Source organism: Microbulbifer harenosus (genome assembly GCF_005771435.1).
Classification (GTDB): domain Bacteria; phylum Pseudomonadota; class Gammaproteobacteria; order Pseudomonadales; family Cellvibrionaceae; genus Microbulbifer; species Microbulbifer harenosus.
In genome coordinates this window covers 102,630-126,244 of record NZ_VANI01000009.1, presented here as the reverse complement: position 1 = coordinate 126,244, position 23,615 = coordinate 102,630, and the positions used below count along the sequence as shown (strand labels likewise).

Genomic DNA, 23,615 nt, shown 5'->3' with positions numbered 1-23,615 from the left:
GTATGCGCTGGTGCGGGCATACCGAGGCAAGAGTGTCTGGAGCATTCACTAAAGATCAGAAGCTGAATTTGTAACCAACGCCCAGGTTGAAAATCCAGGCATCGAGATCCAGATCGTCCCTGTAGCGGATACTGTTGACCGCCAACCCATTACTGAGAACAACCGAGTCAACACCAATTTCGATTTCGGGTTCCGCATCCACATACATGGCAGAGGCATTGAAGAGCCAGTTGGCGTTGCGCCCAAACTCAATATCCACACCAATCTGCGCGGTCCATCCCCAGGAACTGCCGAGATTGATCAGGCCGTAATTGACATTGTCATAGGTAAACGCTGGACGCAGGAAATCCTGCTCGATGTCCGTGTAATTGACCCCAATGCCCATATACGGCTGAATCCAGGACTCCACGCACACAGGGTACCAGTCGACAAAAAAGCTGGTTACCGATGTTTCGAAATCCCCCAGTCCATTGGCGCTCCGGGCGTTAATTCCTGCACCACGAATATCGGTGTTGAAATTGGCATCAAGGTCCGCACTGTTCAGGTGGTAGAGCTCAACCGCCACGTGATCCATAATGAAATAAGTGCCGTTGATAAACCAGGTCGTATCGTTATCAAGATCCACCGATTCTCGGATATCCACAGTGATGGTGGCATCCGGATCGTTGGGGTTGTTGGGATCGGGGATTACTACACGCTCGGGTCGCGAAAATACGGAATCGTCGGCCTCCATATAGCCAGCACCGACACGCAGAATGAAATCGCCAGCATTGAAGTCGGCGAATGCCGGCGAAGTTGCGCTTGCGGCGGCAACTGCCAGTGGAAAAAGCAGGGACTTGGTTCGCATGAGTAACTCCTTTTAGCTCTGAAATGCTCCATGACGGCCGAGCCACAGGATAACTGTGACCCGCGCGTACGGTCAGAATCAGTATAGGTGGAGTTTCGGATGAAACAGCAAGTACTGCCTAAGCATTCGCTGACAAATGGGAAGAAATTTCTGCTAGTTTGCGTCCTCCAAAAAAATGCCCGCCATAAGGCGGGCCAGTTTTCTCGAACACACTTTCAGGAGGAGAGTTTGCGACGCGCTGCACACTCAAGTGCACAGCTGTCTGATTAAGGTATAGCAGAGCATTTTCCGCTGCCTGCCACACTGACACAAAAGCCGTTGATTACGGGTCGCAATCCACGCCTCTACATTCACCGGCAGCGCATCAAACCCGTTGCAGATAACTCTCGTACTCTACATCCGTCACCCGGGAAGCAATTTCCGCCTGTTCCTGACGCTTCAACATCACAAACAGATCAACGAACTCCGGATCGAAGTAGTCTTTCCACAATGTGCTCTCTTCGAACTTGTCGAGCGCGCCACTCCAGGTGTTGATCAGTTGCTCTTCACACTCCATCTGGTAGGCATCCCCTTCCACCGGCTCTGGTGGCTGCAGGCGATTTTCCAGGCCGTGGCACACGCCAGCGAGAATGGCCGCCAGTACCAGATAGGCATTCACATCGGCACCGGCAATGCGATGTTCGATACGTCTGGCATTGGAGTCACCGGCGGGGATGCGGAAGGTGACGGTGCGGTTGTCATACCCCCAGCACAGATTCAGCGGCGCGTGGCTGCTTTCCTGGAAGCGCCGGTAAGAGTTGCTGTGGGGTGCAAAAATCGCCATGGCATCGTTCGCCGTCGCCATCATGCCGGCCACGGCATGGCGCAACAGGTCGGTGCCCTCTTCGCTGCCATCGTCAAATACATTGTTGCCGTCTTTATCTTCGAGACTCAGATGGACGTGCATCCCGTTGCCGGCGAGATCGCCAAACAATTTGGCCATGGTGCTGACACGCAAACCGTGGCTGCGGGCCACTCCTTTCAACAGCCGCTTGAACAGCAGCGTCTGATCGGCCACCTTTACCGGATCGTTACAGTGCAGCAGGTTGATCTCAAACTGACCGGGAGAATATTCAGAGATAATCGAATCCGCAGGGATGTCCTGAGCCTCACAGGCTGCGCGCACATCGGCGAAGAAGTGTCGCTGGGAATCGAGTTCCGAAAGGTCGTAAACGTCGGTGGACGGCACCAGATCTGAGTCGTTGTCGCTGACAGGGCGAGGATGGCCCAGCTCATCAGCTCCTTCCCGCAGGAGATAAAATTCAAGCTCGGTGGCACACACCGCCTTGTAACCGAGGCGCTCAATCCGCGCCACGACTTTTTGCAGCTGGGAGCGCGGATCGGCGAACAACACCGAGCCATCGGCCTCGAACAGCTGCATGTGCAGTTGTGCCGTCTGCTCGCGGTGCCACGGCGCCATGCAGATGGGAGATACCGGCATACAGATGCCATCACTGTCGCCACTGGCGAAGACCAGAGGACTGTTCTCTATATCCCGCCCCCAGATATCCAGGCTGACGGCACTGCGCGGCATCTGCAGGCCGCCGCCAAGCAGCTTGTGCGCAGAATCGGCCGGTAACCATTTTCCTCTGGGAACGCCGTTGATATCGAATGCAAACCCTTCAATCCATTTGAGTTTCGGATGCGCGTCAAGAAAGGCTTCAGACGCTGCAAGCAATTCCCTGGACGGCTCATATTGTTCTTGTGCTGCCATAACCAATTCACTTCTGGAGGTATTTCAATTCCCACGCCCGCGCGGGAAATCCGCGCGAACGGGTACTGTATCATGCAGTTTACGCCATGGCTTTGGCAGTATCATCCAGCGCGCGGCGGGCTTTTTCCACCAGTTCGTCAATTTGTTCGGTGGTGAGAATCAACGGTGGTGCGATAATCATCGTGTCACCGGTGGCGCGCATCACCAGCCCATTCTTGATGCTCATATTTCTGCAGACGCCGCCTGCGCTAGCCTTGTCGTCAAAGCGCTCCCGGCTGGACTTGTCTTTGACCAGTTCCAGCGCACCGACAAGCCCGAGCGACCGCGCCTCACCCACAATAGGATGATCCGCCAGCTCCGCCCAACGCTTGGCCAGGTATGGTGCCGTGTTGTCGCGCACGTTTTGGATAATGCCTTCATCCCGCAGGATATTGATGGTGGCGAGTCCCGCCATACAGGCTGCGGGGTGCGCGGAATAGGTGTAACCGTGGGTGAACTCTCCCCCCCTGGATTTGATCACTTCGGCCACACGGTCACCGACCATTGTCCCACCCAATGGGAAATAGCCGTTGGTGACGGCCTTCGCAAAGGTCATCAGGTCCGGTTTCATTCCGTAATAGTCAGATCCGAACCACTCGCCGGTGCGGCCGAAGCCGAAGATGACTTCATCCATCACCAGCAGTATGTCGTATTGATCCAGAACTTTTTTCACTTCCGGCCAGTAGGTTTGCGGCGGAATGATCACACCGCCAGCCCCCTGAATAGGCTCGGCAATAAAGGCGGCGACCTTTTCCGGCCCCAACTCCTGAATCTTTTCATCCAGACAGCGCGCGGCGTAAATACCGAATTCATCGGGCGACATGTCGCCACCCTCACCAAACCAGTATGGCTGCTGGATATGTTCGATATAGTCCAGCGCCTGGAATTGCTTGTGCATGCCACTCATGCCACCCAGGCTGGCGCCGGCGATCGTCGAACCGTGATAACCATTTTTGCGCGAGATAACGATGCGCTTCTCCGGCTGATCTTTCAGATCCCAGTAACGGCGAATAATGCGCAGATTTGTGTCGTTGGCCTCACTGCCGGAGCCGGTGAAAAATACATTGTTCATGTGTGCTGGGGTGACTTCCGCCAGCAGGTCCGCAAGCTCAATGGACGGAACCGTGGTGCACTGGAAAAAACTGTTATAGAACGGCAGCCGATTGAGCTGCTCGTAAATAGCCTCGGAAATTTCCCGGCGGCTGTAACCCAGATTGCAGCACCACAGGCCGGACATACCGTCGAGCATTCGGTGGCCGTCAATATCGTTGATATAGACCCCTTCCGCGCTGGTAATTACACGGGTGCCCTGCGCTCCCAGGTCATGAAAATCGGTGAAGGGGTGCAGCAGGTGCTCGCGGTCATGTTGTTGTAACTGGCTCTTGTTCATGAACTCACTCCTGTTTGTGTAGTGCCTGCCTTACTGATTGCCCCGACGGCGGCAAGTGACACCAAAATGTGATCACATTCTAGCTACTGGGAAATGGAGGGTGCAAGCGATATTCAACAAAAGCTGGAAGCCCCGGTCCCAGCACAAGCGTAGTGCCAACGGCCACCGTGTGGTGGCCACTGGACGCTTACTGAGCATATTTCAAGCAGAATAGCCTGTTGTCAGACAACGGCGACGGGTGAACAGAAGGCAAAAACCGGAGGTGGAGGGAGACCGGGAGATCGACGGGACGGCGTGGCGCCTCGACACGAGCACGCCACTTGACCATTAAGTCAGCACTCAGGGACGGGAGGAAACAGAGACGGAAACAGGCGCTATCTCCAGCTCAACACCCACAACAGAATACTGGTCCTTGGTACCGGAGCTATAACGCCAGTAACCGCGGCTTTCATCGGTTTGACGAAAACGAAAAAGGACACCCTTTCCCGATTCTTCGTCGAAAGTAATACGGCGCAGCTCGCGGGCTTCAGTATTGTCCAGCAGAGAGAATCCCAGCAGCTGATCCAGCCGTGGATTGCCGAGAGCCATACCCGCGCCGTGGATTACCTTGTAACCAAACGCTTCCCGCTGTTGCGTTTCGCCGCCGGAAAGGCCGTAGCGGTTTGTGCGCCAATTGTAAGTGTCGCCCGCGCTCAATACAGAGAGCTGCAGGCCCCTCGCCGCAAATGCCTGCTCCCCGTCACTGAACACCGCCCCGCGCCCATCCGCGAATACAAGATTGCCAGCCCCCAGCACGGTCATTTCCGCGCTGGCAAGGTCTACCAGTACCGCGGTGTCCTCGTCGACACCAAAGCCCAGGCGGCCCGCCGTATCCCCCACCAGTGCCAGGGTACGCACAAGTCGCCCGAGCCGCGCCTTGCGGTCGAAGTGCTGATCCACCACGCCAACGGGCAGAAATCCCAACCCCTGCGACAGCATCAGCTGGCCGGACTCCTGGCTCTCCATTCCCACATACTGATCCGTCGGTGGCATTGTCAGAGCGCTCAAGGCGTCTCCGGCGGCAATCATGGTGCGACTCATGATGGCCGCTCCCGCACTGGTCCCTCCAATGACCGCACCGGGCGACAATTGCCGACGAATCGCTTGCAGCACCGGCGTTTCCATATTGTTCTCTGCGTACAGCGCAGTAGTAATACGGGTCTGATCACCACCGACAAACCAGATGCCACCGACCTCACTCAAGCTTGCTGCCAATGCGAGGTCGCCGCCGCCGGAACGCCACAGGCTTTCATCCTCGGCGTCGGTAGACGGGTCATCCACCATCGCAATGGGCAGTATGCGGATGTCACCGTTAAACCCATGGCGACGGAGGTCTGCTGTGAACTGCTGTGCATAATATGCCGGTCGCCCCGACGCGACAGGCACAATAGCAATCTCGGGAAACTGTGCGGGTATGGCGTCGATAAATGCGCGATATACCGCCGTGTTATCACTGCGCAGTGCGCCACCGACGATCAACAGACTGCCAGATCCTTCCGGTGCATCCCGGGATACTTCGGCACCACCACATGCGCTCAGCAGAGCCACGAGCAAGCCGAGAATCGCGCGCGTTTTAATTTCCGCTTTCATGAACTGTGCTCCACGCCAAAGAATTCAGATTTCAGTGAACTCGCGAAAGCGTGTTGCAGACGCGCAGGCATTTCCCGCCGTTTGCGCTCCTCTCGCGGACTGTGCCCAACAAAGTCCCGGAAGCAACGGCTGAAATGCGAGGCGGAACTGAAGCCGCAGCGCCGCCCGATTTCATCAATGCCCAGCCCGCTGCCGTGCAGCAGGCCTCGTGCCAGCTCCAGCCTCAGTGAGCGATAAAAGCGTGCGGGTAACTCTCCGGTATATCGGCGAAATATCCGCTCCAACTTCTTGGGAGTAATACCGAGATAAGCGGCCAACTCGCCAGTCTGCAATGGCTCGGAGAGATTGTTGTGCATCAGTGCCAGCGATTCCTCAAACAGATGTCGATCTTGCCGCATCATTCCACCCTCACCATTCAAACAGACACCCGCGCAGCGCGGAGTTGGTGGTCCACCATCTGCCATCGCCCTCGCGCCATGACATGCGTGATCTGGAAACGATCGGGATCAACCAGGATCAGGTCGGCATCCCGTCCGGTAACAATCTGGCCTTTGCGCTTGAGCCCGAGCGCGCGCGCGGGATTGAGCGTAACGACCTGCAGCGCCTGCGAGAGTTCTATCCCTTCGTCTTGCACCGCGCGCCGGAACTCATCGAACAAACTGGCAATTGAACCCACCTCAATATCCCGCAGTTCACCCTGTTCGCAGAAGTTGGTCAGCGACCCCTGTGCATCAGAAGAAAACGTAATTTGGTCTATTGACGCCCCCTGCTCCTGCGCCATCCTCAAAGCCCGGCTCGCGCGTAACTCGCCTGTGGCGAGGATTTCCGGAGTGGTTGAAGTGGTAAAATCAATGAAGCCGCCAGCGCGCACGAAGCGAACCCCATGCGCCAGCAGGGCGTCGTTGCGGTTCATGTGCGTCGGGTAAAACTGCGTAATCGGGATTTCAGAGTTTTCAACGGCGTCGAATAATGGTGATAACCGCCCGGGGCCATCCCCCACATGTATAGAGACCACGCCACCTTTGCCACTGAGCAATCCCGCAACGCGCGCGTCAGCGGCGATCCGGATCAACTCATCGCGAGAGGGGTGTGAAGAACGATGATCAGAAATCGCCAGCTCACCGACGCCGATAATATTGTCCACCAGCATGACATCACTGCGCACACTGCCGGTCAGGGTGTTGACCGGTACCTGGTAGGAGCCGGTCTGGATGAAACAGGTAATCCCCTGCGCTTCCAGCGCCTTGGCTTTGCCGAAGAGTTCATTGAGTGTGCGGGTGATTGCATCGGTTCCAAGGGCGCCCACCACGGTGGTCACGCCCGAACTCACAGCATCCCGCACATCCAGCTCCGGCGTGCGCGACGCAAAGCCGCCCTCACCACCACCGCCACTGATATGCACCAGAGAGTCCACCAGCCCGGGCATCAGCCAGGCACCGTCGGCATCCACTGTCTGTCCAAGATAATCCGGAAGATCGATGTTCTGATCGATTTTGGCCACACGCTCACCGGCCACCAGCACGTCACAGCGACCCAGACTGCGCGGGGCGAATACGTTCGCGTTCTTTATCAGAGTAATTTGAGACATATCCCTACAACTTAATTATTCAGAATCCAGATATCGCGGCGATAACCACGGCGACGGAGGCAAATAGAAACAATATGCCCATCAAAGGAAGCACGAAGCGCAGCCACACGCCCCAATCCAGACGCGCGGCCCCCAGGCACCCCATCAGTGATGCAGATGTCGGCACCACGATATTGCTGAAGCCGTCGCCCAACTGGAAGGCGAACACCGCTGTCTGGCGGGTTACACCGACGACATCCGCCAACGGCGCCATGATCGGCATTGTCAAGGCGGCCTGGCCGGACCCCGAAGTAATGAAGAAATTGAACACGGTCTGGAACAGCAGCATGAACCAGGCGGAAACCGCGCCGGACACATCCGCGAGACCATTGCCCGCAGCATGCAATACGGTGTTGAGGACGCTGGCGCCCTGTGGGTCATCGCCGCCGAGCAGCAGCACAATGCCCTTGGCAAACGCCACTACCATGGCCGCGGGCAACAGCTGTTGCGCCCCTTCACGAAAAGCCGCGGCTGCCTTGTTGGCAGTGAGCCCATTCAATCCGAACAGGATGGCGACTGCGGCAATTACAATGCCCATGGTAAAAAACTGGGTGGCGATCTCCGGCAGAAAATAATTGCGCTCCACCACCCCCCAGATCATCCAGGCGATGCCCGCACAAAACAGCAGCAGCACCCAACCATCGCCGCGCACCATGGATTTCAGTGCTGAGACAGACTGTGTCTGATTGCGAAAAACCTGATCAGAGCAGTACGCCAAGGACAGCGTCGGACGGCGCTGAATGCGGCGCGCATAGATCACGGTGTAGAGCGCGAGCCCACAGGTGGCGAACAGCCACAACAGCATGCGCGGAACACTGCCTGACATCACCGGAACCCCGGCAATACCCTGGGCAATACTGACCCCGAACGGATTCATCCACGACGTGGCGAAGCCCACCTGGGTGGCCACATAGGTCACCATTATTGCGGTGATACTGTCGTATCCCATGGACACCAGCAGCGGCACCAGAATCAAGGCAAAGGGAATCACCTCCTCCCCCATTCCAAACACAGCCCCGCCAATGGAGAACAGAAAACACAGCAGTGCCAGGTAAAAATGTCCCGCTTCCCGTTTGCGCGCAATCACCTGAAACAGGCCGCGCTCCACCGAGCCACTGGCAAAAATCAGCCCGAAAGCACCGCCTGTGAGTAATATGAAAGCGAATACACCGATGGACGCGCCCCATTTGCTGCCGGACACCATACCTTCGAAAGCAAAATTCAGCAGGCCGATTTCTCCACCCTCGGCGAAGAGGGATAAACCAGCCGGTTCATCCGACACCTGCTGGTAACTGGCCGGGTCGATAACGCTGCGCTCGCTGCCATTGACCACGCTGGTCACGGTCTCGTAGGTACCGGCGGGAATGAGGAAATTGAGCGCGAACGCAATCAGAGCTACCGCGAGCAATATCAGATACGTGTCCGGCATTGCCCAGGTTTTGTTTACGGACCGCTCCACCACGTCCGGGGACTCTGTTTCACTGGTCTGCATGAAATAGCACCGCAGTAAGTTGAAAATTGTCGGCAGGTGCAAACCGCGCACCTGCCGTGATCAGTTCCTGTGGGACGCCGATCAGAAGGCGTGGGTATAACTCAGGGTGTAGAAACGCCCCATGGAGTTGTGGTTAAAGTTATCCACGTTGGCACTGGTACCCAGCACCAGCGGCGGCTCTTCATCCAACAGGTTATTGACCCGCAGGCTCAGCCAGCTGCCGTTGCTGAATTCGCGATTGACACTCAGGTCAAACACCAGCCACTTGTCCACTTCCACATCGCCGTTCTTGTCAAAGTTAACGCGGGACAGGAAATACTCGGCTCCCGGCTCCTGGATTGCCTCCAGCACACGTGGGCTGGGGTCATCGGCATAGCTGTGGGTGTAGCGCGCAAACAGCGTGGTGGACCAATCCTCCATACGCCAGCGCAGCGAGCTGTTGGCCAGCCAGCGTGGGTAGGTGTAGTTGCCCGCTTCACTCACGATGCCCAGCGCCTCAGACGGCAGCTTGTCGAACTCGGCCATGTAGGTGCCATCCAGGGTGAAGCGGAAGCTGCCCCAGTTTTCGGTATCGAAATACTGGGTGAACGCCATATCCACACCGCTGGTTTTCTGCCAGCCCAGGTTCGCCAGCTGGAAGTGGGCATCCACCACAAAGCCGTTGGCGACCTCTAGGCCCGGCTGACCGGTGGCTAAGTCGCCCTCGCCCACGACTGGAAAATCGCCAGCAAGAGCGCGCAGAATGAAGTCATCTTCCTCAACGCCAATCAGGTTTTCGTGCTCGATATTCCAATAGTCAATACTGATTTCGGTGTCCTTGCCGGGCTTCAGCAGAAAACCCATGCCCCAGGTGGTGGCAGTTTCCGGCTTGAGGTCGTTGTTGCTCACTTCTTCCGAAAACAGTGCCTCACCGTCTTCGTCGTCGAATCCGTCACAGGCCTCCGGCGTCACACTGCAGTCCACGGTGTAGCTGGAGAGCAGCGTGCCCGCGCCGACCTGTGCCAACGACGGTGCGCGGAAGGACGTGGACCAGTTGCTGCGGAAAATGATCGCGTCGTTGAAGGCATGGCGCAGGGCGAGTTTCGGATTGGCATCGCCGCCGAAGCTGTCGTAATGGTCGTAGCGCAGCGCCAGTTGCAGTTCCGTGTTAGCCGCGAGCGGGATCATCTGTTCCATATAAAGCGCCCACTGGTTGCGCGCGGCATCGGCGGAGGTGGAGCTGAAACCAAGAATCGGCTCGGGATTCAGGGTGGTGGAAATGGCATCACCGGACGGTGTGTCCGCCACGGATTCGCGGCGGAATTCACCACCGAATGCCACCTGGATGGCGCCCGCAGGCAACTCGATCCACGAACCTGAAATATTGCCGTCGATGGCGTAAAGGCTGGATTCGCCACTGCGACGGGCATCGGTGCGCACGAACTGGTCGATGGCATCCACCTGCTTGGCCTGGCCATTGAAAGGGTTGTACCAGGCAGTAGTTTTGCCCAGGTCTTCACAGGTTTCGCCGGCGCCATAACTCGTTCTACGCGGCGTCTGCAAATTCACATCCCAACGATTCACCAGCGACCCATCGGAACAGAGGTTACCGACCAGGGCATTGATGAACCCTTCGGATTTATACAGACCGGACAGGCCGCGCTGATCTGACTCCGCGCGGCCGATATTCAGTGCGGTTTCCCAGCTCCAGCCACCCAGTTCACCGCGCAGACCGCTGAGGAAGCGTACGGATGTGCTTTCCACTTCAACGGCACGGGGATCGGGGAATTTGCCCCAGGCATAAATCGGATAACCGTAAAAATCACTGAAATCACTGGTAGGAGCATCCGGGCTGAATGAGCCTTCCTCGACAATATCCGCCTTGAGCGCATCCGGCCAAAGCGGGCTCTCTGGATCCACCGGCACATAGCTGAAGTTCGCCGGTGACGAGGTACCGCGAGAAGTGTTGGTCTGCAGCATCAAGTTGTTGAACCACTCCAGCTTGTCTGAGATGTCGTAGTTGAATGTTGCCACGACACTGGCACTTTCGTATTCGTCTTGTGTGGCCACTAACGAGTTGGTATTGAACTCGCAATATTCGCCCAGTCTTCCCGATCCAAACTGATCCTCCGGACAACCGCCGGTTTCAGGCCCCTCAGTCTGGTCGTAATACATCGAATATATGTCATTGAAACTCGGGTAAATCCCCTGCTGGCTCGGGCGCACGGAATTGGCCGTGAGTTTGCGGTCGCGATCGTACATGGCATTGCGGGAGAACAGATCCACCACCACCATAGTGTGGCTGCGCTCGCCTTTGTTGCCCCACACCCAGTTCAGGTTGTATTTGCCTTCATCGCTGCCCGCGGTGGAGTTGCCGTGGGTCACGGGTAACTTCACTGCCTTCAAAGTCATCGCGCAGAACGAAGTTCACCACACCGGCCACGGCATCGGCACCGTAGGTGGCGGCGGCGCCGCTGGGCAACACTTCCACGCGTTCAATCGCGGACAGCGGAATGGAGTTCACATCCACAAACGACTCCTGTCCCTTGGCGAAGGAACTCACGGAAACGCGGCGACCGTTCACCAGCACCAGTGTGGAACTCGCGCCCAGGCCGCGCAGGGAAACACCCGCGGCCCCCACCGGGGTATTGCTGGACAGCGGACCGCCGGTAGCCGTGGAAAAGGTTCCGCTGCCGCCGCCGGTCTGGGTCAGCTGCTGCAGGATTTCGATGGGTGACGTTGCACCGGACGCTGCGATATCGTCGCGATTGATCTGCACGACCTGCACCGCGCCCTCGGTATCGAGTCCCTTGATATGGGTACCGGTAACCAAAACTTCTTCGACGGTGCTTTCCACCGGCTTTTCCTGGGCAACGGCGCCGACACTGACCAGCGAACAGCCGAGCGCCAGATGGATCGCGTTGTAGAGACCTGTTCTGTGATGTTGCTTCTTATTATCCACGTTGATTCCCCTTCCGGGCGTCTCGCCCTGTGTTGCATTGGCAATGCTTGTTATTCATGGCAGTGATTGTGCTGTTCAGACAATCATGGGCACTGGGTGCGCCAATGACGCAAAGCCGGACGGGACTGCAGGTACACGCGTTATGACCAGCCGGAAGCCGCACGACGGGCCCGAGCCAGCACCTGAGCAATTCAGGCCACACGTAAATCCTGGTAGATTGTGGAGAGCAAACGATACGGAAGGAATTCCGACGTATAGCTTCCCTGTGCTCGACGGCACGCTAAACAGCGTCGAGCGCCCGGCTATGCCGAGGCGGGAAAGCTACTCGTCGAACCACTCACTGAGGTGGTAGTCGGAAGAGGAGCGCTCAATGGCAGCAATGAAATTCACGTTGCTTTTTCGCTATTGGCGAACTGGGTCCAGTCTACCATCAGGGTTTCCACGGAATCTGCATCCAGCAAACCCATCAGGTAATCGTTGTAGCCATCACTGCCGGAGGTGCGCAGCACCACCACGTCGCCACCGCCAATTCGCGGCTTCACCCGGCGGGTGAAGGCATCATCCACATCGCTGCCGCCCCCCATCACCAGGACGCCTGGATCATTCTGGCTCACGCAGACATCCGCCTGACTGCCGCTCAGATAGCTGGTCAGCCCACCCGGCTTTGACGGCCGCGAACCGACACTGCAGCCACCACCGCTGCCGCCGCTACTGCTGCCACCACTGCTACTACTGCTGCTGGTACCACCGGAAGGAATACCGTCCACGTCGAGAGCGTAATACCCGGTTCCAGAGTAGCGGGTGATTTTCAGGGTGTAGAGACCGGCTCCACCGACGTTGACACTGGCCGCTTCCGGGCGATTGCCCGTCTCAGCACTGTAGAGTTTTTGTGAGGGGTCATACAGATGCCAGTCAAAATCATCGCCACTGGCATGGTCGAGGGAAATATTCAGGCTGGCCGCCTGGTTGATGTTGAAGTAGTACCAGTCCTGATCCCGGCGATTGGCGATATTGCCATTGACGGTCTGCTCCGAGCAGACCGGGCCGTCGGCATCGGACTCGGCGTCGTTAGATTCCGATTCGGAGGAAATGCAGGCAAATGCGCCCTGCCCAGCCCCAAGCAACAACAATGTGAGTACCCAGTGCGGAATTGCGGCCGTCAACGGCCGCGACGAAGTCTTCTGCATAAAATGCTCCTGTTAGCTGATTTTTATTTTGCAGATCCAGACTATATTCATCAGCGCAGGAAAAAATGTCCCGTTCCGCAATCGGGAGAAAACCGTCAAGTTTTGGCGAAAACAGAACACTTACGCAAAAAAATGCGCAGGAATCAGAGGCCGCAGTCGATGGCATCCAGCAACATATGGGTAATCAGGCCGATACCCAGCCAGCGCACAGGCTTCCACGGCAGGAATATCATGGCCCCGTAAAAAGAGATCGGAAACATGGTGTGTAATGGATGGAAATTGATACTGCAGCGATTGGGGTCATACATCGGGGAGGCCAGCAGATGATCCAGGTCCACCAGGTTTGCGGCCAACATAAACAGTGCGGCTTTTTTCCATTCATCGCGAAAGAAAAACCAGGCAATGGCCAGTGGTACAAGCAGATGTAAAACGATATGGAGATAACTGAACATCAGGTCGGCAACAACTCTTCGGCGGAAATGGAACCCAGGCCTTCTTCAATGTCCTGGCGAATGGCGGTGCGTACACGCAGCTCATCTTTCTGAGCGATAGCCCGGATCAGATCCTGATGGCGATCCGGCAATTCCTGCACACCGAAACGCTGGAACACCAGATGCTGCAGCGGTGCCGTCTGCAACCATAGGCTTTCGATCAGTGAGAGGATGATGTAGGGGCGACCGAGCCGGTACAGGGTGAAGTGAAATTCCAGATTGCCAGTGACGTATTCCTGAATGTCGTGTTTGGCCAGCGCTGCGGTGATCCGGTCATCCAGCGCGCGCAACGTCGCGATCTCGCTTTCCCCTACGAATGGCAGTGCCTGCGCCGCTGCCTGGCACTCCAGCGCAACGCGGGCTGCACAGATTTCATCCAGTTTTTCCCGGGTCAGGGTGGGCACGGTTACCCGGCGGGTGTCCGACAGTTCCAGCGCGCGCTCAGACGTCAGGCGACGCAGCGCCTCGCGCACCGGCATCGGGCTGCAGTTCAGCTGCTCCGCCAGACCGCGAATGGTAATCGCCCTGCCCGGCAGGAACTGGCCCCGCAGGATGGCATCGCGCACCTGGTAGTAAACACGCTCCTGGGTGGTGCGGAACTCTTCCTGCGGCTGGGTAAATTCGGCGTCTATCACTGGCGGGCCCGTCTTTCACAATTGAGTTAGTGGCGCCGCTCAAAATCGTAGTGAGCGCGCCGCCAGGCGTACGCGCATTAGACTTTGGGAGGCACTCAGGCAGATAGCGCCAACTTATGCAGCGCCTGATCACCACCGACTTCGATCAGTTCATCGGCAATGGCGCCAGTTTGCCACAATTCGTAAAAATCCTCTGCAACCTGTTTGCCCGCCTCGGTTACTGCGTTCCAGTAGCGCAGACGCTCCTCGGTAGAGAGCTTCACGAAGTCGTCCCTGTCCGGGATCTTGCCGTATGGCAACTTCGCGACCCAGCCCGGCGACGGCGCCACCAGGATCACATTCTGCATGGCGCCGCCGCGCACCCAGCGCCAGCGAAAACTCTTGTCGAACCAGCCGGGCACCAGATAGGGGAAAAAGTGCGGGTACAGCACCAGCCCGTCCGGGTGCTCGAAGCCGAGGTCAAAGTGATAGTCGGTGATACCCCCGTCCCGATAGTTGCCAACCGGTGCTCCAGCGGGGGTCGGCACTCCGGCCATAACCAGAGGAATGGAGCCGGATGCCAGCACCGCCGCACATACGTTTTCCGCATTGAGCGCGGTATTTACGGTATAGAGGTTGCGAAAATCCACACTGGGGCTGGCGCCGGAGTGGAACACCACCCGATCCCAGAAGGCGCGCAGGCTGCGACGACTGACGGCATTGGCCAGGGCGGACGCCAGCAACGCCGGCGCCAGCAACGCTTTCTTTTCACTGGCCAGCGGTCCGCGACCGCGCACGGTGACGAAATGGCTGCGCCACACCGGGTTGCCCGCCACCTCTTCAGCCCCGCGGCTGCCGAGGACATCCCGCAGTATCCGCTCGCCGGCGGCAGTGATCTCCGCCGGCGTCGGCCGAGCGCTGTCGTAGGTCTGGTTTACGTAGCCGTATTCCAGTGTTTCCAGCGCCGCCATGGGGCTGGAGGTGGCGTAACACATGTTGCGGAAACTGCCGATGGAGGAGCCGAGGGTCGCGATCGGCGCAGTTCGTTCACGAAAAAACTCACCGATCAACACCCGGTCGAGCTGGCTGATACACAGCCACTTGGGCCCCCCGGACGCGCCTACCAGGGTGGAAATACCATCCGGGCGCAACCCCTCATCTCTTACCCGGCGCGCCGCATTGGCACCCGCCAGGATCACACAGCTTCTCTGCTTCTTCACTATCGCCACTTCAGTCATTGCTTACTTGTGAAATCTGCTTACCAGCTTCCGGTGTTTTCCATGGAAGCCCAGGGTTCCTGCGGCTCCAGGGGGTCCCCTTTCTGCAACAACTCGATGGAAATATTGTCCGGCGAGCGCACAAACGCCATATAACCGTCCCGCGGCGGGCGATTGATGGTCACCCCCATATCCATCAGCCGCTGACAGGTTTCGTAGATATTGTCTACGCCATAGGCCAGGTGACCGAAGTTGCGGCCGCCTGTGTAGGTCTCCGGATCCCAGTTGTAGGTCAGTTCCAGGCAGGGGCGTTTTTCATCATTGGCGGAATCGGCATCCCCCGGGGCGGCAAGATAGATCAGTGAAAAGCGCCCTTTTTCGTGGTCCGTGCGGCTGACCTCGTACAGACCGAGCTTGTCACAATAAAACTCCAGAGATTCTTCGAGATCGGTGACTCGCACCATTGTGTGTAAATATTCCACTGCAACGTCTCCTTTGTGGGATTACAATCCCCGTACATCAACAAGATGGCTACTTTAGCCACCCGACAAAAAGTTACCAGCGCGAAATGTACCAAAAATACTATCGTCATTTTTTACAGGCTGCCCAAAAGGCGGCCCCGGCCACATGCGACCTGCCGGTTCTGCATATGGCGTGCCACTCTCACCACTATTGGCCCGACGTCACCCTGGAGGCCATCAACGCCTACTGGCAGGACGCGGCGCAGATGGCCGATAGCAAGTGGGAGAAGATTTTCGGTGAAAAGATCCCCGCCTTCCAGCGCGGTATCGCCGCGGCCCTGAACCTTCCGGCGCCGCAGCAGATTGCACTGGCACCCAACACCCACGAGCTGGTGTACCGGTTGATCAGCGCGCTCGATCTGAATAAGCCCCTGCGCATTCTCACCACCGATGGAGAATTTTACAGCTTCTCCCGCCAGCTGTTGCGCCTGGAAGAGCTCCCCAATGTGGATGTGGTGCGCATTGCCACCCGGCCATTCGCCACCCTGCCCCAGCGCTTCGAGCAGGAGCTGCAGAGTGGCAACTACCAATTGGCCTACGCCAGCCAGGTGTTTTTCGATTCCGGGGTCGCTTTCCCCAATTTGCTGGAACTAGCCGCACGCAAACCGGACGCCACCCAGATGGTGATCGACGGCTACCACGCGTTCTTTGCCCGCCCTACGGATCTCTCCGCCATTGCCGACAAGGTGTTCTACACCGCAGGCTCCTATAAATACTTCGGCGCGGGCGAAGGTATGTGTTTTATGACCATCCCCCGCGACTGCCAGCTGCGCCCGCTCAACACCGGCTGGTTTGCGGAAATGGCGGAACTGGAAAACCGCGCGGAGGGTGTGGGCTTTGGCAACAACTGGCTGCGCTTCGCCGGCGCCACCATGGACTACTCGCCGCTGTACAAGGCGCTGGCGGTGCTGGACCTGTACGAGCGCGAAGGCATCACCGTGGCGAGCATCCACAAATACGTACTGGGCAATCAGCGGCGCTTTCTCGCCGCCATGGACGCCGCCGATCATCCACTATTGAATCGCGGCAACCTCATCGCCCACGACCTGGAAAACGGCCACGGGCATTTTTTCACCTTCCGCTGCGGCAGTGCGGAAAACGCGGAAACACTGCAGGCGGAACTGCGGCAGAAAAATGTACTCTGCGATCGCCGCCAGCAATTACTGCGACTTGGATTTGCGCTCTACCACCCTGAAGAAGAAACTTTCGAACGTCTATTCACCTGATATTCATCTTTCCGGCGCAACAATACGCGTCGTCAACAAGTGTTACTGGCAATATTAAGGATTCGCCATGCAAAAGACTATGAAACTGTTTTCCGCTGGCCTGCTTGCAGGTCTCGCTATACTCGCCACCGGTTGTGGCAGCGATGCCGACAAGCGCCCTTCCGGCACGCTGATTTCCATCTCATCCCAGGCGGAAGCCAGCCGTGCACCGGACATCGCGAATATTTCTGCAGGCGTAATTACCGAAGCGAGCGAAAGCGACGCGGCGATGCAGGCTAACGCCGCGCAGATGGACAAACTGATGAAAGCCATCAAAAAGGCCGGTATCGACGACAAGGACATACAAACCAGCGGCATCAACCTCATGCCCCGCTACGACTATCAGCCCAATCGCGAGCGTCAGTTGCTGGGTTATCAAGCGCACAACAATGTAAATATTACGGTGCGCAAACTGGATGAGCTGAGCAAGGTAATCGACCTTCTCGCGGCGGAAGGTGCCAACCAGATTCACGGCCCCAGCTTCTCCATCGGTGAGCCGGAGCCCCTGCTGGCGGAAGCCCGCGAGAAAGCCCTGAAACAGGCCCAGGCGCGCGCAGAATCCTATGCGGATGCACTCGGCACCAAGGTACGCAGAATCGTGAGCATTTCTGAGGGCAGCCACGGTGGCATGCCGCGTCCGATGATGCGCGCGGAAATGGCTTCCGCCAAAGACAGCGCCGGCACACCGGTTGCGGTGGGTGAGACTTCGGTTTCGGTGAATCTGGAACTGGTGTTTGAGCTGACGAAATAAGATAGTGCCACGGCACCTGCTCACACTAAGCAGGTTCTGTGGCGGTACCGCTGCCGGTGCAGCGGTACCTTCGCGAGACGTCCAACTGTGTGATCAAGCATTTTTAATACTCTATTTTGGGCTCTGCTTACTGCAGATTAAATTTACTCCGGCTGTTTAAACACTTCCCCACCCTTCATCACAAACCGCACCCGCTCCAACGCGGTAATATCTTCCAGCGGATTGCCAACCACCCCGATCATATCCGCCCACTTACCCGGGGCGATGCTTCCGAGTTCGTCTTCCATTTTCAGCAACTGTGCCGCGTTCAGGGTGGCTGCGCGAATGGCATCAGCGGGGCTCATGCCACCACGCACCATTAGGGAAAATTCCTTCGCATTGTCCCCGTGGCGACTGACACCGGTATCGGTACCGAAGGCGATTTTCACTCCCTTTTTGTGCGCGCGCTGGAAGGTATCCTGGATCAGCGGACCAATGGTTGCCGCCTTGGTGCGCACCATATCCGGGAAGAATCCCTCCACCGTCGCCTTCTGGGTAACCCAATCGCCCGCCATCAGCGTCGGCACATACCAGGTGCCGTGCTCCAGCATCAGCGCCATGGTTTCCGCGTCCATGTAAGTGCCGTGCTCCACAGAATCCACACCTGCGCGGATCGCCCGCTCCATCCCCTCCTTGCCATGGGCGTGAACCGCCACGGTAAAACCGTAGTCTTTCGCCGTTGCAACAATAGCCTCCAGTTCATCCTGCATGAACTGTGGATTCTGGCCACTCTTGGCCACACTCAGCACGCCACCGGTGGCCGTGATCTTGATCAGGTCCGCACCATCCTTGTAGCGCTGCCGCACCGCTTCACGAGCGCTGGCCGTCCCATTGATCACACCCTCAGCCGGGCCTGGGCTGCCCATCAGATCCTGGCGGTAGCCGTTGGTGGGATCGGCGTGACCCCCGGTGGTAGCGATGGACTTCCCGGCGGTGTACACCCGCGGGCCAACAATCTCGCCGCGATTGATGGCGTTGCGCAAACTGATGGTGACGTTGGCCCTGTCTCCCAGGTCCCGCACGGTGGTAAAACCTGCCATCAACGTGCGTTCGGCGGTATTGACTGCGCGCAACGTATAATCCGCGGGGTTCCAGGTGAAAGTCTCAGTGTAGGTCCGCGGACCATACTCAAACGCGAGGTGGGTGTGCATATCCATCAATCCGGGCAACACGGTAAATGCGCGAAGGTCGATAACGCGCTCGCCACTGCGCCGGGTAAATCCGCGTTCCACGGATTCCACTCTGCCGTCCACAATATGTACCGTGCGTTGGTGTTGCAGTCGGCCGCGTTCGCTATCGAACAACCAGCCGGCCTGCACGGCAATGTTTTCCGCACAGGACAGGGAAGACCAGGCCAATAGAGTGATTGCCAGCAGATTGCTGAAACCGCGGGTTGCGGAGTGCGGTTTTGCGAAAGGAGTAAACATTGCGCCCCCGGGTCACTTCGACCCATTTTTATAGTGATTTTTGGTGTGTTACTCGTGACTTGCCGTTTAGCCACTACCACGGCGGGTCAATGTAGCGCACTTTCGCGTTATAAAAAAAGCCCGGCGTACTTGCCGCCGGGCTTCCATGGGACCTGATGTGTAAACGCAAATACCGCTATTCGCTGGATGGAATCACTTCCACTTGCCCGATACCCAGTGCCTCAACATCCTTCTGGATCTTGCTCAGGTCACCCACCACCATCCAGGTAAACTGATCCGGCGCAAGGTATTCCTTCGCCGCTGCCGCCACCTGTTCGACGGTCAGGGCGCTGACGCGCTGCGGATAGTCAGCGATATACTCCGGCGGCAATCCTTTTTCTACCTGCCAGGCAATAGTGGACAGCAGCTGCCCTTTGGTCTGGAACTGGGCACTCTGCTTGAGCACTTCGTCGTCCTGGTAATCCTTAAGTTCCTTTTCTTCAATAGGACGCGTACTCAGGTATGCCCTGAATTCCTTCAGCAACTCCTGTATGGCCTGTGCGGTCTTGTCGGTCTGAACAGGCGCAAACACGATATACGGACGCTGCCCCTCGGTATCCAGTGACACGGCGCGCGCGCCATAGGACCAGTGCTTGTCCTCCCGCAGGTTCATATTGATACGCGAGGTGAATTTTCCAGCAATGGCAGAGGCCATTGCATCGAAAGCTTCGGCGTCTTCAGGATTCCACTCGGGCATTACCAGTCCAGCCATGATGTAACTCTGCTGGGCGCCCGGGCGGTCAAGCAGGTAAATGCGCGGCTTGTCCGGCCTGGCGACTTGGGGAATAGCCAACTCCGGCAGCGGCTCCCTGGGTGCGCGCCAACTACCGAGTGTTTCGTTCAGAAGCTTCTTGAGCTCGTCTTTGGTGACATCGCCCACCACGGTAAGCTGGGCATTGTCCGGGCGCAGCCAGGTGTTATGGAAATTCACTAAATCTTCGCGGGCGATGGATTTTATCGCCTCCGGTGTTCCGGAACCGGTCAACGGCACACCGTAGGGATGCTCCTGGCCGAACAGTAGCGGCGGCAATTTGCGCATCGCCAGCCCCTGGGGCTGGGCCTCTTCCTGACGAATGGCATCCAACCAGTTGGATTTAACCCGAGCCAGATCTTCTTCAGGGAACAGCGGGCTGGAAATGACATCGCGGAACAGTTCCAGCGACGGCTGCAGCTGGGATTTCAACGCGCTGAGACTCAGCGTGTTGTAGTCGAGACCACTGCCGGCGCCGATACTCGCGCCCAGCTCTTCCTGGCGGGCGCTGAACGCGAGACTGTCGTAGTTGCCGGCGCCTTCGCTCAGCATACGGGCAGCCACAGAGGCAAGTCCCGGTCTATCGCCGTCTGTGGCCGCGCCACTGCGGAACTGGAGGCTCATGAGTACAACGGGTGTGTCGTGGCGCTCGGCCAGCACCACGTTCAGTCCGTTATCCAGAGTGAAGGTCTGCTGTTCCGGCAGTTCGAGCTCAACCGTCTTGTCCACCGCCGGCAGCTTACTGCGATCCACATCGGTCTCGACCGCAGCATATTTTTCTTTGGGGTTGATGATCAATGTGAAGTGCTGGGGTTTAAGCCACTGTTGCGCCACATTTTGCACATCGAGCGCGGATACACCTGCGTAATCATCGAGTCCATTCACAAATGCACCCGGGTCTCCATAATAAAACTCCGAACTGGCGAGAATATCCGACTTGCCACCGAAGCCGCCGATCTTTTCCAGCCCCTTGACCAGGCCTGCGAACTCACTTTGTTTGATTCGTCGCAGCTCATCGTCATTAACACCGCTGCGGGCGAATTCTCGCAGTTCCTTGTCGAGAAGCTTCTCCACCTTCTCCACCGACTGCCCGGGCTTCACATCAACCATGACAATAAGCTGGCCCGCCAGCTGGCGGCCGTAATAGAACGCGCTGACGCTGGTGGCCACTTTTTCCTCGCGCACAAGACGGCGATACAGCAGAGAGTTCTTGCGATTCGCCAACAGCGAAGTCAGCAGATCCAGCGCGTTTTCTTCATCGCTGCCAACCGCCGGAACATTCCACACTTTGTAAATGCGGGTCTGCGGCACCTGGTCAGTAATTTCAAGGCGCTTGTTGACTTGACTTGGCAGCTCCCAGTTTTTCAACTCCGGTGGCACGGAGGTGCTGGGGATACTGCCAAAGTACTGGCGGGCTTTTTTCATCGCCTCCTCGACCGTGATATCGCCAGTGATAACCAGGATCGCATTGGCAGGCTGGTAGTAATCCGAGAACCACTGTTTGACGTCTTCGAGGCTGGCATTATCCAGATCGTCCATGGAGCCGATGGTAGTCCATGAATAAGGGTGATCAGACGGAAAGGTATTGGCGGCAATCAGATCGAACGCCTGCCCATAGGGGGTGTTTTCCCCCTGGCGCTTTTCGTTCTTGACCACACCCCGCTGCTCATCGAGTTTTTCCTGACTGATGGCGCCCTTGAAATGCCCCATGCGGTCGGACTCCATCCACAGCGCCATATCCAGCGCGCCCTTGGGGACGGTTTCAAAATAATTGGTACGGTCGTTATTGGTGGTGCCGTTCATATCGGTGGCACCGGAGCGCTGGAAAGGCTCGAAGTATTCGCCAGGGAAATTTTCCGAACCGTTGAACATCAGGTGCTCAAACAGATGGGCAAACCCGGTTTTGCCGCGGGTCTCGTCCTTGGAACCTACCTTGTACCAGATATTGATCGCCACTACCGGCGCCTTGTGGTCCTCGTGCACGATAACGGTGAGCCCGTTGTCGAGCGTTTCCTTGTGGAATGGCAGTTCGATTTTCGGCGGCGCCACAAACGCCGCATTGCCACTGGCCGCAGCCTTGCTGCTCGCCGCCGCCTCCTTGTCGACGCTCAGCGCCTTGTGCACGCTTTCCTTCGCACCCGCTGTGTCCTGGTGCCGGTCGCAACCGACCACAGCGGTCAGAAGTACTATCGTAAGCAGGTGAGCGGGCCATGATGCGTGTCGCATGTTCATTGTCATTTATCCTGAATGCCTCGGTAAGTCCTGGAAAATGTGATCGACGTCGCGCAGAGACGGAAATATCTTCTCTGACTGAACAATTACCGAGGAGGTTCCCCGGGCGCGAATACCGGTGAATAGTGCAAGCGGATAAAAGTGTAGGCGAAAAAGCGGGCGCCGTAGCGCCCGAAGTTACTTCACAGAGGGACGATGACGTCGTCAGGGAGACGGGTGTAAATAGCAGTCAGAATGCGCGCTAACGCCACACTACGCGGCTGCGGAATCGGCTTTGTTGAGCGCGTCTTTATGGCCAAAACGCTCCTCGGCGATACGATCGGCCACATGCGCGGTGGTTTCACCGGATTCGTCGGCGCGCTGGAAAACTTCTCGCATGGTCGCGCCAATGGTCTCGATATGGGCTTTTACCTGCTCGGCGTTGTATTCGCCCTGCTCCTGACCAAGCTGCTGGTAGTAGACGTCAATGATGCCACCGGCGTTGATCACATAGTCCGGCGCATACAGAATGCCCTTCTCTTTCAGCACCTGCGCGTGGCGCTCTTCTGCCAGCTGGTTGTTGGCGGCGCCAGCGATGGCACCTACCCTCAAACGGCTGATGGTGTTGTCGTTGAGAATGGCACCCATTGCACAGGGAGCGAACAGGTCTACGTCCAGATCGAAGATTTCGTCGGCGCCCACAGCGGTCGCACCCAGCTCATCCACCGCACGGTCAATGTTGTCCTGGAAAATATCGGTGACGTAGATCTCAGCGCCAGCTTCTTTCAGTAGTTTGGCCAGGCGGAAACCTACATTGCCCACGCCCTGAATGGCGACCTTGAGGCCGGCCAGATCCGTGCGCCCCCAACGATGCGCAGCCGCGGCCTTGAGGCCCACAAAAACGCCATAAGCGGTGGACGGTGAGGGATCGCCGCCGTGTTCCTGACCGGCAATAACTCCGGAGACGAACTTGCTGCGCTCAGCAATGATCTGCATATCCGCCACGCTGGTGCCGGAATCTTCCGCCGTTATATAACGGCCGCCAAGCGTATTGAGGAAATCGCCCATGGCGCGCAGCAGTTCCGGCGTCTTCTGCTTGCGCGGATCACCGATAATCACGGACTTGCCGCCGCCCAGCTTCAGTCCGGCCATAGCGGACTTGTAGGTCATACCGCGCGAAAGGCGCAGCACGTCATTCAATGCTTCGGAATCATCGGCATAGGGCCACATGCGGCAGCCGCCGAGGGCCGGGCCCAGATTGGTGTTGTGGACCGCGATAATCGCTTTCAACCCGCTTTTGGCATCGTGGTAAAACGCCACTTCTTCGTGATTATCGTATGCGGGGTGGGAAAATATGCTCATTTCATTCCTCTCCGGAGGCCGG

19 protein-coding genes are annotated in these 23,615 nt (G+C 57.6%); 2 read left to right on the top strand and 17 right to left on the bottom strand.

Going from position 1 to position 23,615, the window contains the following annotated elements; translation table 11 throughout:
* Positions 1-55: 55 nt before the first annotated feature.
* The 14 genes from FDY93_RS08580 to FDY93_RS08515 all read right to left on the bottom strand — a co-directional run bounded on the left by FDY93_RS08580 (position 56) and on the right by FDY93_RS08515 (position 15,709).
* Entirely contained in the window at positions 56-847 is a 792-nt protein-coding gene (locus tag FDY93_RS08580; RefSeq protein WP_138235329.1) for an OmpW/AlkL family protein, read from the bottom strand.
* A 364-nt stretch (positions 848-1,211) separates the two neighbouring features.
* The gene (locus FDY93_RS08575; protein ID WP_138235328.1) at positions 1,212-2,600 is read right to left on the bottom strand and encodes a glutamine synthetase family protein; all 1,389 of its coding nucleotides are present in this window, start codon (positions 2,598-2,600) and stop codon (positions 1,212-1,214) included.
* Positions 2,601-2,679: 79 nt separating this feature from the next.
* Positions 2,680-4,029 carry an aspartate aminotransferase family protein gene (locus FDY93_RS08570; RefSeq protein WP_138235327.1) on the bottom strand — a complete coding sequence of 450 codons (1,350 nt, stop codon included), beginning with the start codon at positions 4,027-4,029 and terminating at the stop codon, positions 2,680-2,682.
* Between the two features lie 339 nt (positions 4,030-4,368).
* Positions 4,369-5,658, bottom strand: a complete 1,290-nt coding sequence (locus FDY93_RS08565; protein WP_138235326.1) for a cyanophycinase — start codon at positions 5,656-5,658, stop codon at positions 4,369-4,371.
* A complete protein-coding gene (locus FDY93_RS08560; protein WP_166215413.1) occupies positions 5,655-6,059 on the bottom strand; it encodes a helix-turn-helix domain-containing protein in 405 nt (134 codons plus the stop codon). The genes FDY93_RS08565 and FDY93_RS08560 overlap by 4 nt, the downstream gene beginning before the upstream one ends.
* Before the next feature lie 14 nt (positions 6,060-6,073).
* Positions 6,074-7,246, bottom strand: coding sequence for a beta-aspartyl-peptidase (gene iadA / locus FDY93_RS08555; RefSeq protein WP_138235324.1), 1,173 nt, complete (start codon positions 7,244-7,246; stop codon positions 6,074-6,076).
* Positions 7,247-7,265: 19 nt separating this feature from the next.
* Positions 7,266-8,777 carry a putative basic amino acid antiporter YfcC gene (yfcC, locus tag FDY93_RS08550; RefSeq protein WP_138235323.1) on the bottom strand — a complete coding sequence of 504 codons (1,512 nt, stop codon included), beginning with the start codon at positions 8,775-8,777 and terminating at the stop codon, positions 7,266-7,268.
* A gap of 81 nt (positions 8,778-8,858) precedes the next feature.
* A complete protein-coding gene (locus tag FDY93_RS08545) occupies positions 8,859-11,153 on the bottom strand; it encodes a TonB-dependent receptor domain-containing protein (RefSeq protein WP_138235322.1) in 2,295 nt (764 codons plus the stop codon).
* Positions 11,107-11,718: a TonB-dependent receptor plug domain-containing protein gene (locus tag FDY93_RS08540; RefSeq protein WP_171018940.1), complete on the bottom strand. Its 612-nt coding sequence runs from the start codon at positions 11,716-11,718 to the stop codon at positions 11,107-11,109. Before FDY93_RS08540 ends, FDY93_RS08545 begins: the two co-directional genes overlap by 47 nt.
* A gap of 386 nt (positions 11,719-12,104) precedes the next feature.
* Entirely contained in the window at positions 12,105-12,905 is an 801-nt protein-coding gene (locus FDY93_RS08535; RefSeq protein ID WP_181954061.1) for a PPC domain-containing protein, read from the bottom strand.
* A 143-nt stretch (positions 12,906-13,048) separates the two neighbouring features.
* Positions 13,049-13,357, bottom strand: a complete 309-nt coding sequence (locus tag FDY93_RS08530) for a DUF6122 family protein (RefSeq protein WP_138235320.1) — start codon at positions 13,355-13,357, stop codon at positions 13,049-13,051.
* Complete coding sequence (locus FDY93_RS08525) at positions 13,357-14,031, bottom strand: GntR family transcriptional regulator (protein WP_138235319.1); 675 nt, start codon at positions 14,029-14,031, stop codon at positions 13,357-13,359. Before FDY93_RS08525 ends, FDY93_RS08530 begins: the two co-directional genes overlap by 1 nt.
* A gap of 95 nt (positions 14,032-14,126) precedes the next feature.
* The gene (locus tag FDY93_RS08520; RefSeq protein ID WP_246068516.1) at positions 14,127-15,230 is read right to left on the bottom strand and encodes a hypothetical protein; all 1,104 of its coding nucleotides are present in this window, start codon (positions 15,228-15,230) and stop codon (positions 14,127-14,129) included.
* A gap of 38 nt (positions 15,231-15,268) precedes the next feature.
* Positions 15,269-15,709, bottom strand: a complete 441-nt coding sequence (locus FDY93_RS08515) for a VOC family protein (protein WP_138235317.1) — start codon at positions 15,707-15,709, stop codon at positions 15,269-15,271.
* Positions 15,710-15,876: 167 nt separating this feature from the next.
* Here FDY93_RS08515 and FDY93_RS08510 point away from each other — a divergent pair, with 167 nt between their 5' ends.
* Positions 15,877-16,974: a hypothetical protein gene (locus tag FDY93_RS08510; RefSeq protein ID WP_246068515.1), complete on the top strand. Its 1,098-nt coding sequence runs from the start codon at positions 15,877-15,879 to the stop codon at positions 16,972-16,974.
* Between the two features lie 67 nt (positions 16,975-17,041).
* Positions 17,042-17,764, top strand: coding sequence for an SIMPL domain-containing protein (locus FDY93_RS08505; RefSeq protein WP_138235315.1), 723 nt, complete (start codon positions 17,042-17,044; stop codon positions 17,762-17,764).
* Positions 17,765-17,907: 143 nt separating this feature from the next.
* Here the strand turns inward: FDY93_RS08505 and FDY93_RS08500 are convergent, their stop codons facing one another.
* The 3 genes from FDY93_RS08500 to FDY93_RS08490 all read right to left on the bottom strand — a co-directional run bounded on the left by FDY93_RS08500 (position 17,908) and on the right by FDY93_RS08490 (position 23,593).
* Complete coding sequence (locus tag FDY93_RS08500) at positions 17,908-19,230, bottom strand: metal-dependent hydrolase family protein (RefSeq protein ID WP_138235314.1); 1,323 nt, start codon at positions 19,228-19,230, stop codon at positions 17,908-17,910.
* Between the two features lie 175 nt (positions 19,231-19,405).
* On the bottom strand, positions 19,406-22,252 hold the full coding sequence (locus FDY93_RS08495) for a M16 family metallopeptidase (protein WP_138235313.1): 2,847 nt from the start codon (positions 22,250-22,252) through the stop codon (positions 19,406-19,408).
* A 252-nt stretch (positions 22,253-22,504) separates the two neighbouring features.
* Complete coding sequence (locus FDY93_RS08490; RefSeq protein ID WP_138235312.1) at positions 22,505-23,593, bottom strand: Glu/Leu/Phe/Val dehydrogenase dimerization domain-containing protein; 1,089 nt, start codon at positions 23,591-23,593, stop codon at positions 22,505-22,507.
* Positions 23,594-23,615: the final 22 nt, after the last annotated feature.

Bases quoted from the DNA above. Each gene is read 5' to 3' on its own strand.
- FDY93_RS08580 (WP_138235329.1), bottom strand. From the start codon at position 847: ATGCGAACCAAGTCCCTGCTTTTTCCACTGGCAGTTGCCGCCGCAAGC.
- FDY93_RS08575 (WP_138235328.1), bottom strand. From the start codon at position 2,600: ATGGCAGCACAAGAACAATATGAGCCGTCCAGGGAATTGCTTGCAGCG.
- FDY93_RS08570 (WP_138235327.1), bottom strand. From the start codon at position 4,029: ATGAACAAGAGCCAGTTACAACAACATGACCGCGAGCACCTGCTGCAC.
- FDY93_RS08565 (WP_138235326.1), bottom strand. From the start codon at position 5,658: ATGAAAGCGGAAATTAAAACGCGCGCGATTCTCGGCTTGCTCGTGGCT.
- FDY93_RS08560 (WP_166215413.1), bottom strand. From the start codon at position 6,059: ATGATGCGGCAAGATCGACATCTGTTTGAGGAATCGCTGGCACTGATG.
- iadA (WP_138235324.1), bottom strand. From the start codon at position 7,246: ATGTCTCAAATTACTCTGATAAAGAACGCGAACGTATTCGCCCCGCGC.
- yfcC (WP_138235323.1), bottom strand. From the start codon at position 8,777: ATGCAGACCAGTGAAACAGAGTCCCCGGACGTGGTGGAGCGGTCCGTA.
- FDY93_RS08535 (WP_181954061.1), bottom strand. From the start codon at position 12,905: ATGCAGAAGACTTCGTCGCGGCCGTTGACGGCCGCAATTCCGCACTGG.
- FDY93_RS08530 (WP_138235320.1), bottom strand. From the start codon at position 13,357: ATGTTCAGTTATCTCCATATCGTTTTACATCTGCTTGTACCACTGGCC.
- FDY93_RS08510 (WP_246068515.1), top strand. From the start codon at position 15,877: ATGGCGTGCCACTCTCACCACTATTGGCCCGACGTCACCCTGGAGGCC.
- FDY93_RS08505 (WP_138235315.1), top strand. From the start codon at position 17,042: ATGCAAAAGACTATGAAACTGTTTTCCGCTGGCCTGCTTGCAGGTCTC.
- FDY93_RS08500 (WP_138235314.1), bottom strand. From the start codon at position 19,230: ATGTTTACTCCTTTCGCAAAACCGCACTCCGCAACCCGCGGTTTCAGC.
- FDY93_RS08495 (WP_138235313.1), bottom strand. From the start codon at position 22,252: ATGAACATGCGACACGCATCATGGCCCGCTCACCTGCTTACGATAGTA.
- FDY93_RS08490 (WP_138235312.1), bottom strand. From the start codon at position 23,593: ATGAGCATATTTTCCCACCCCGCATACGATAATCACGAAGAAGTGGCG.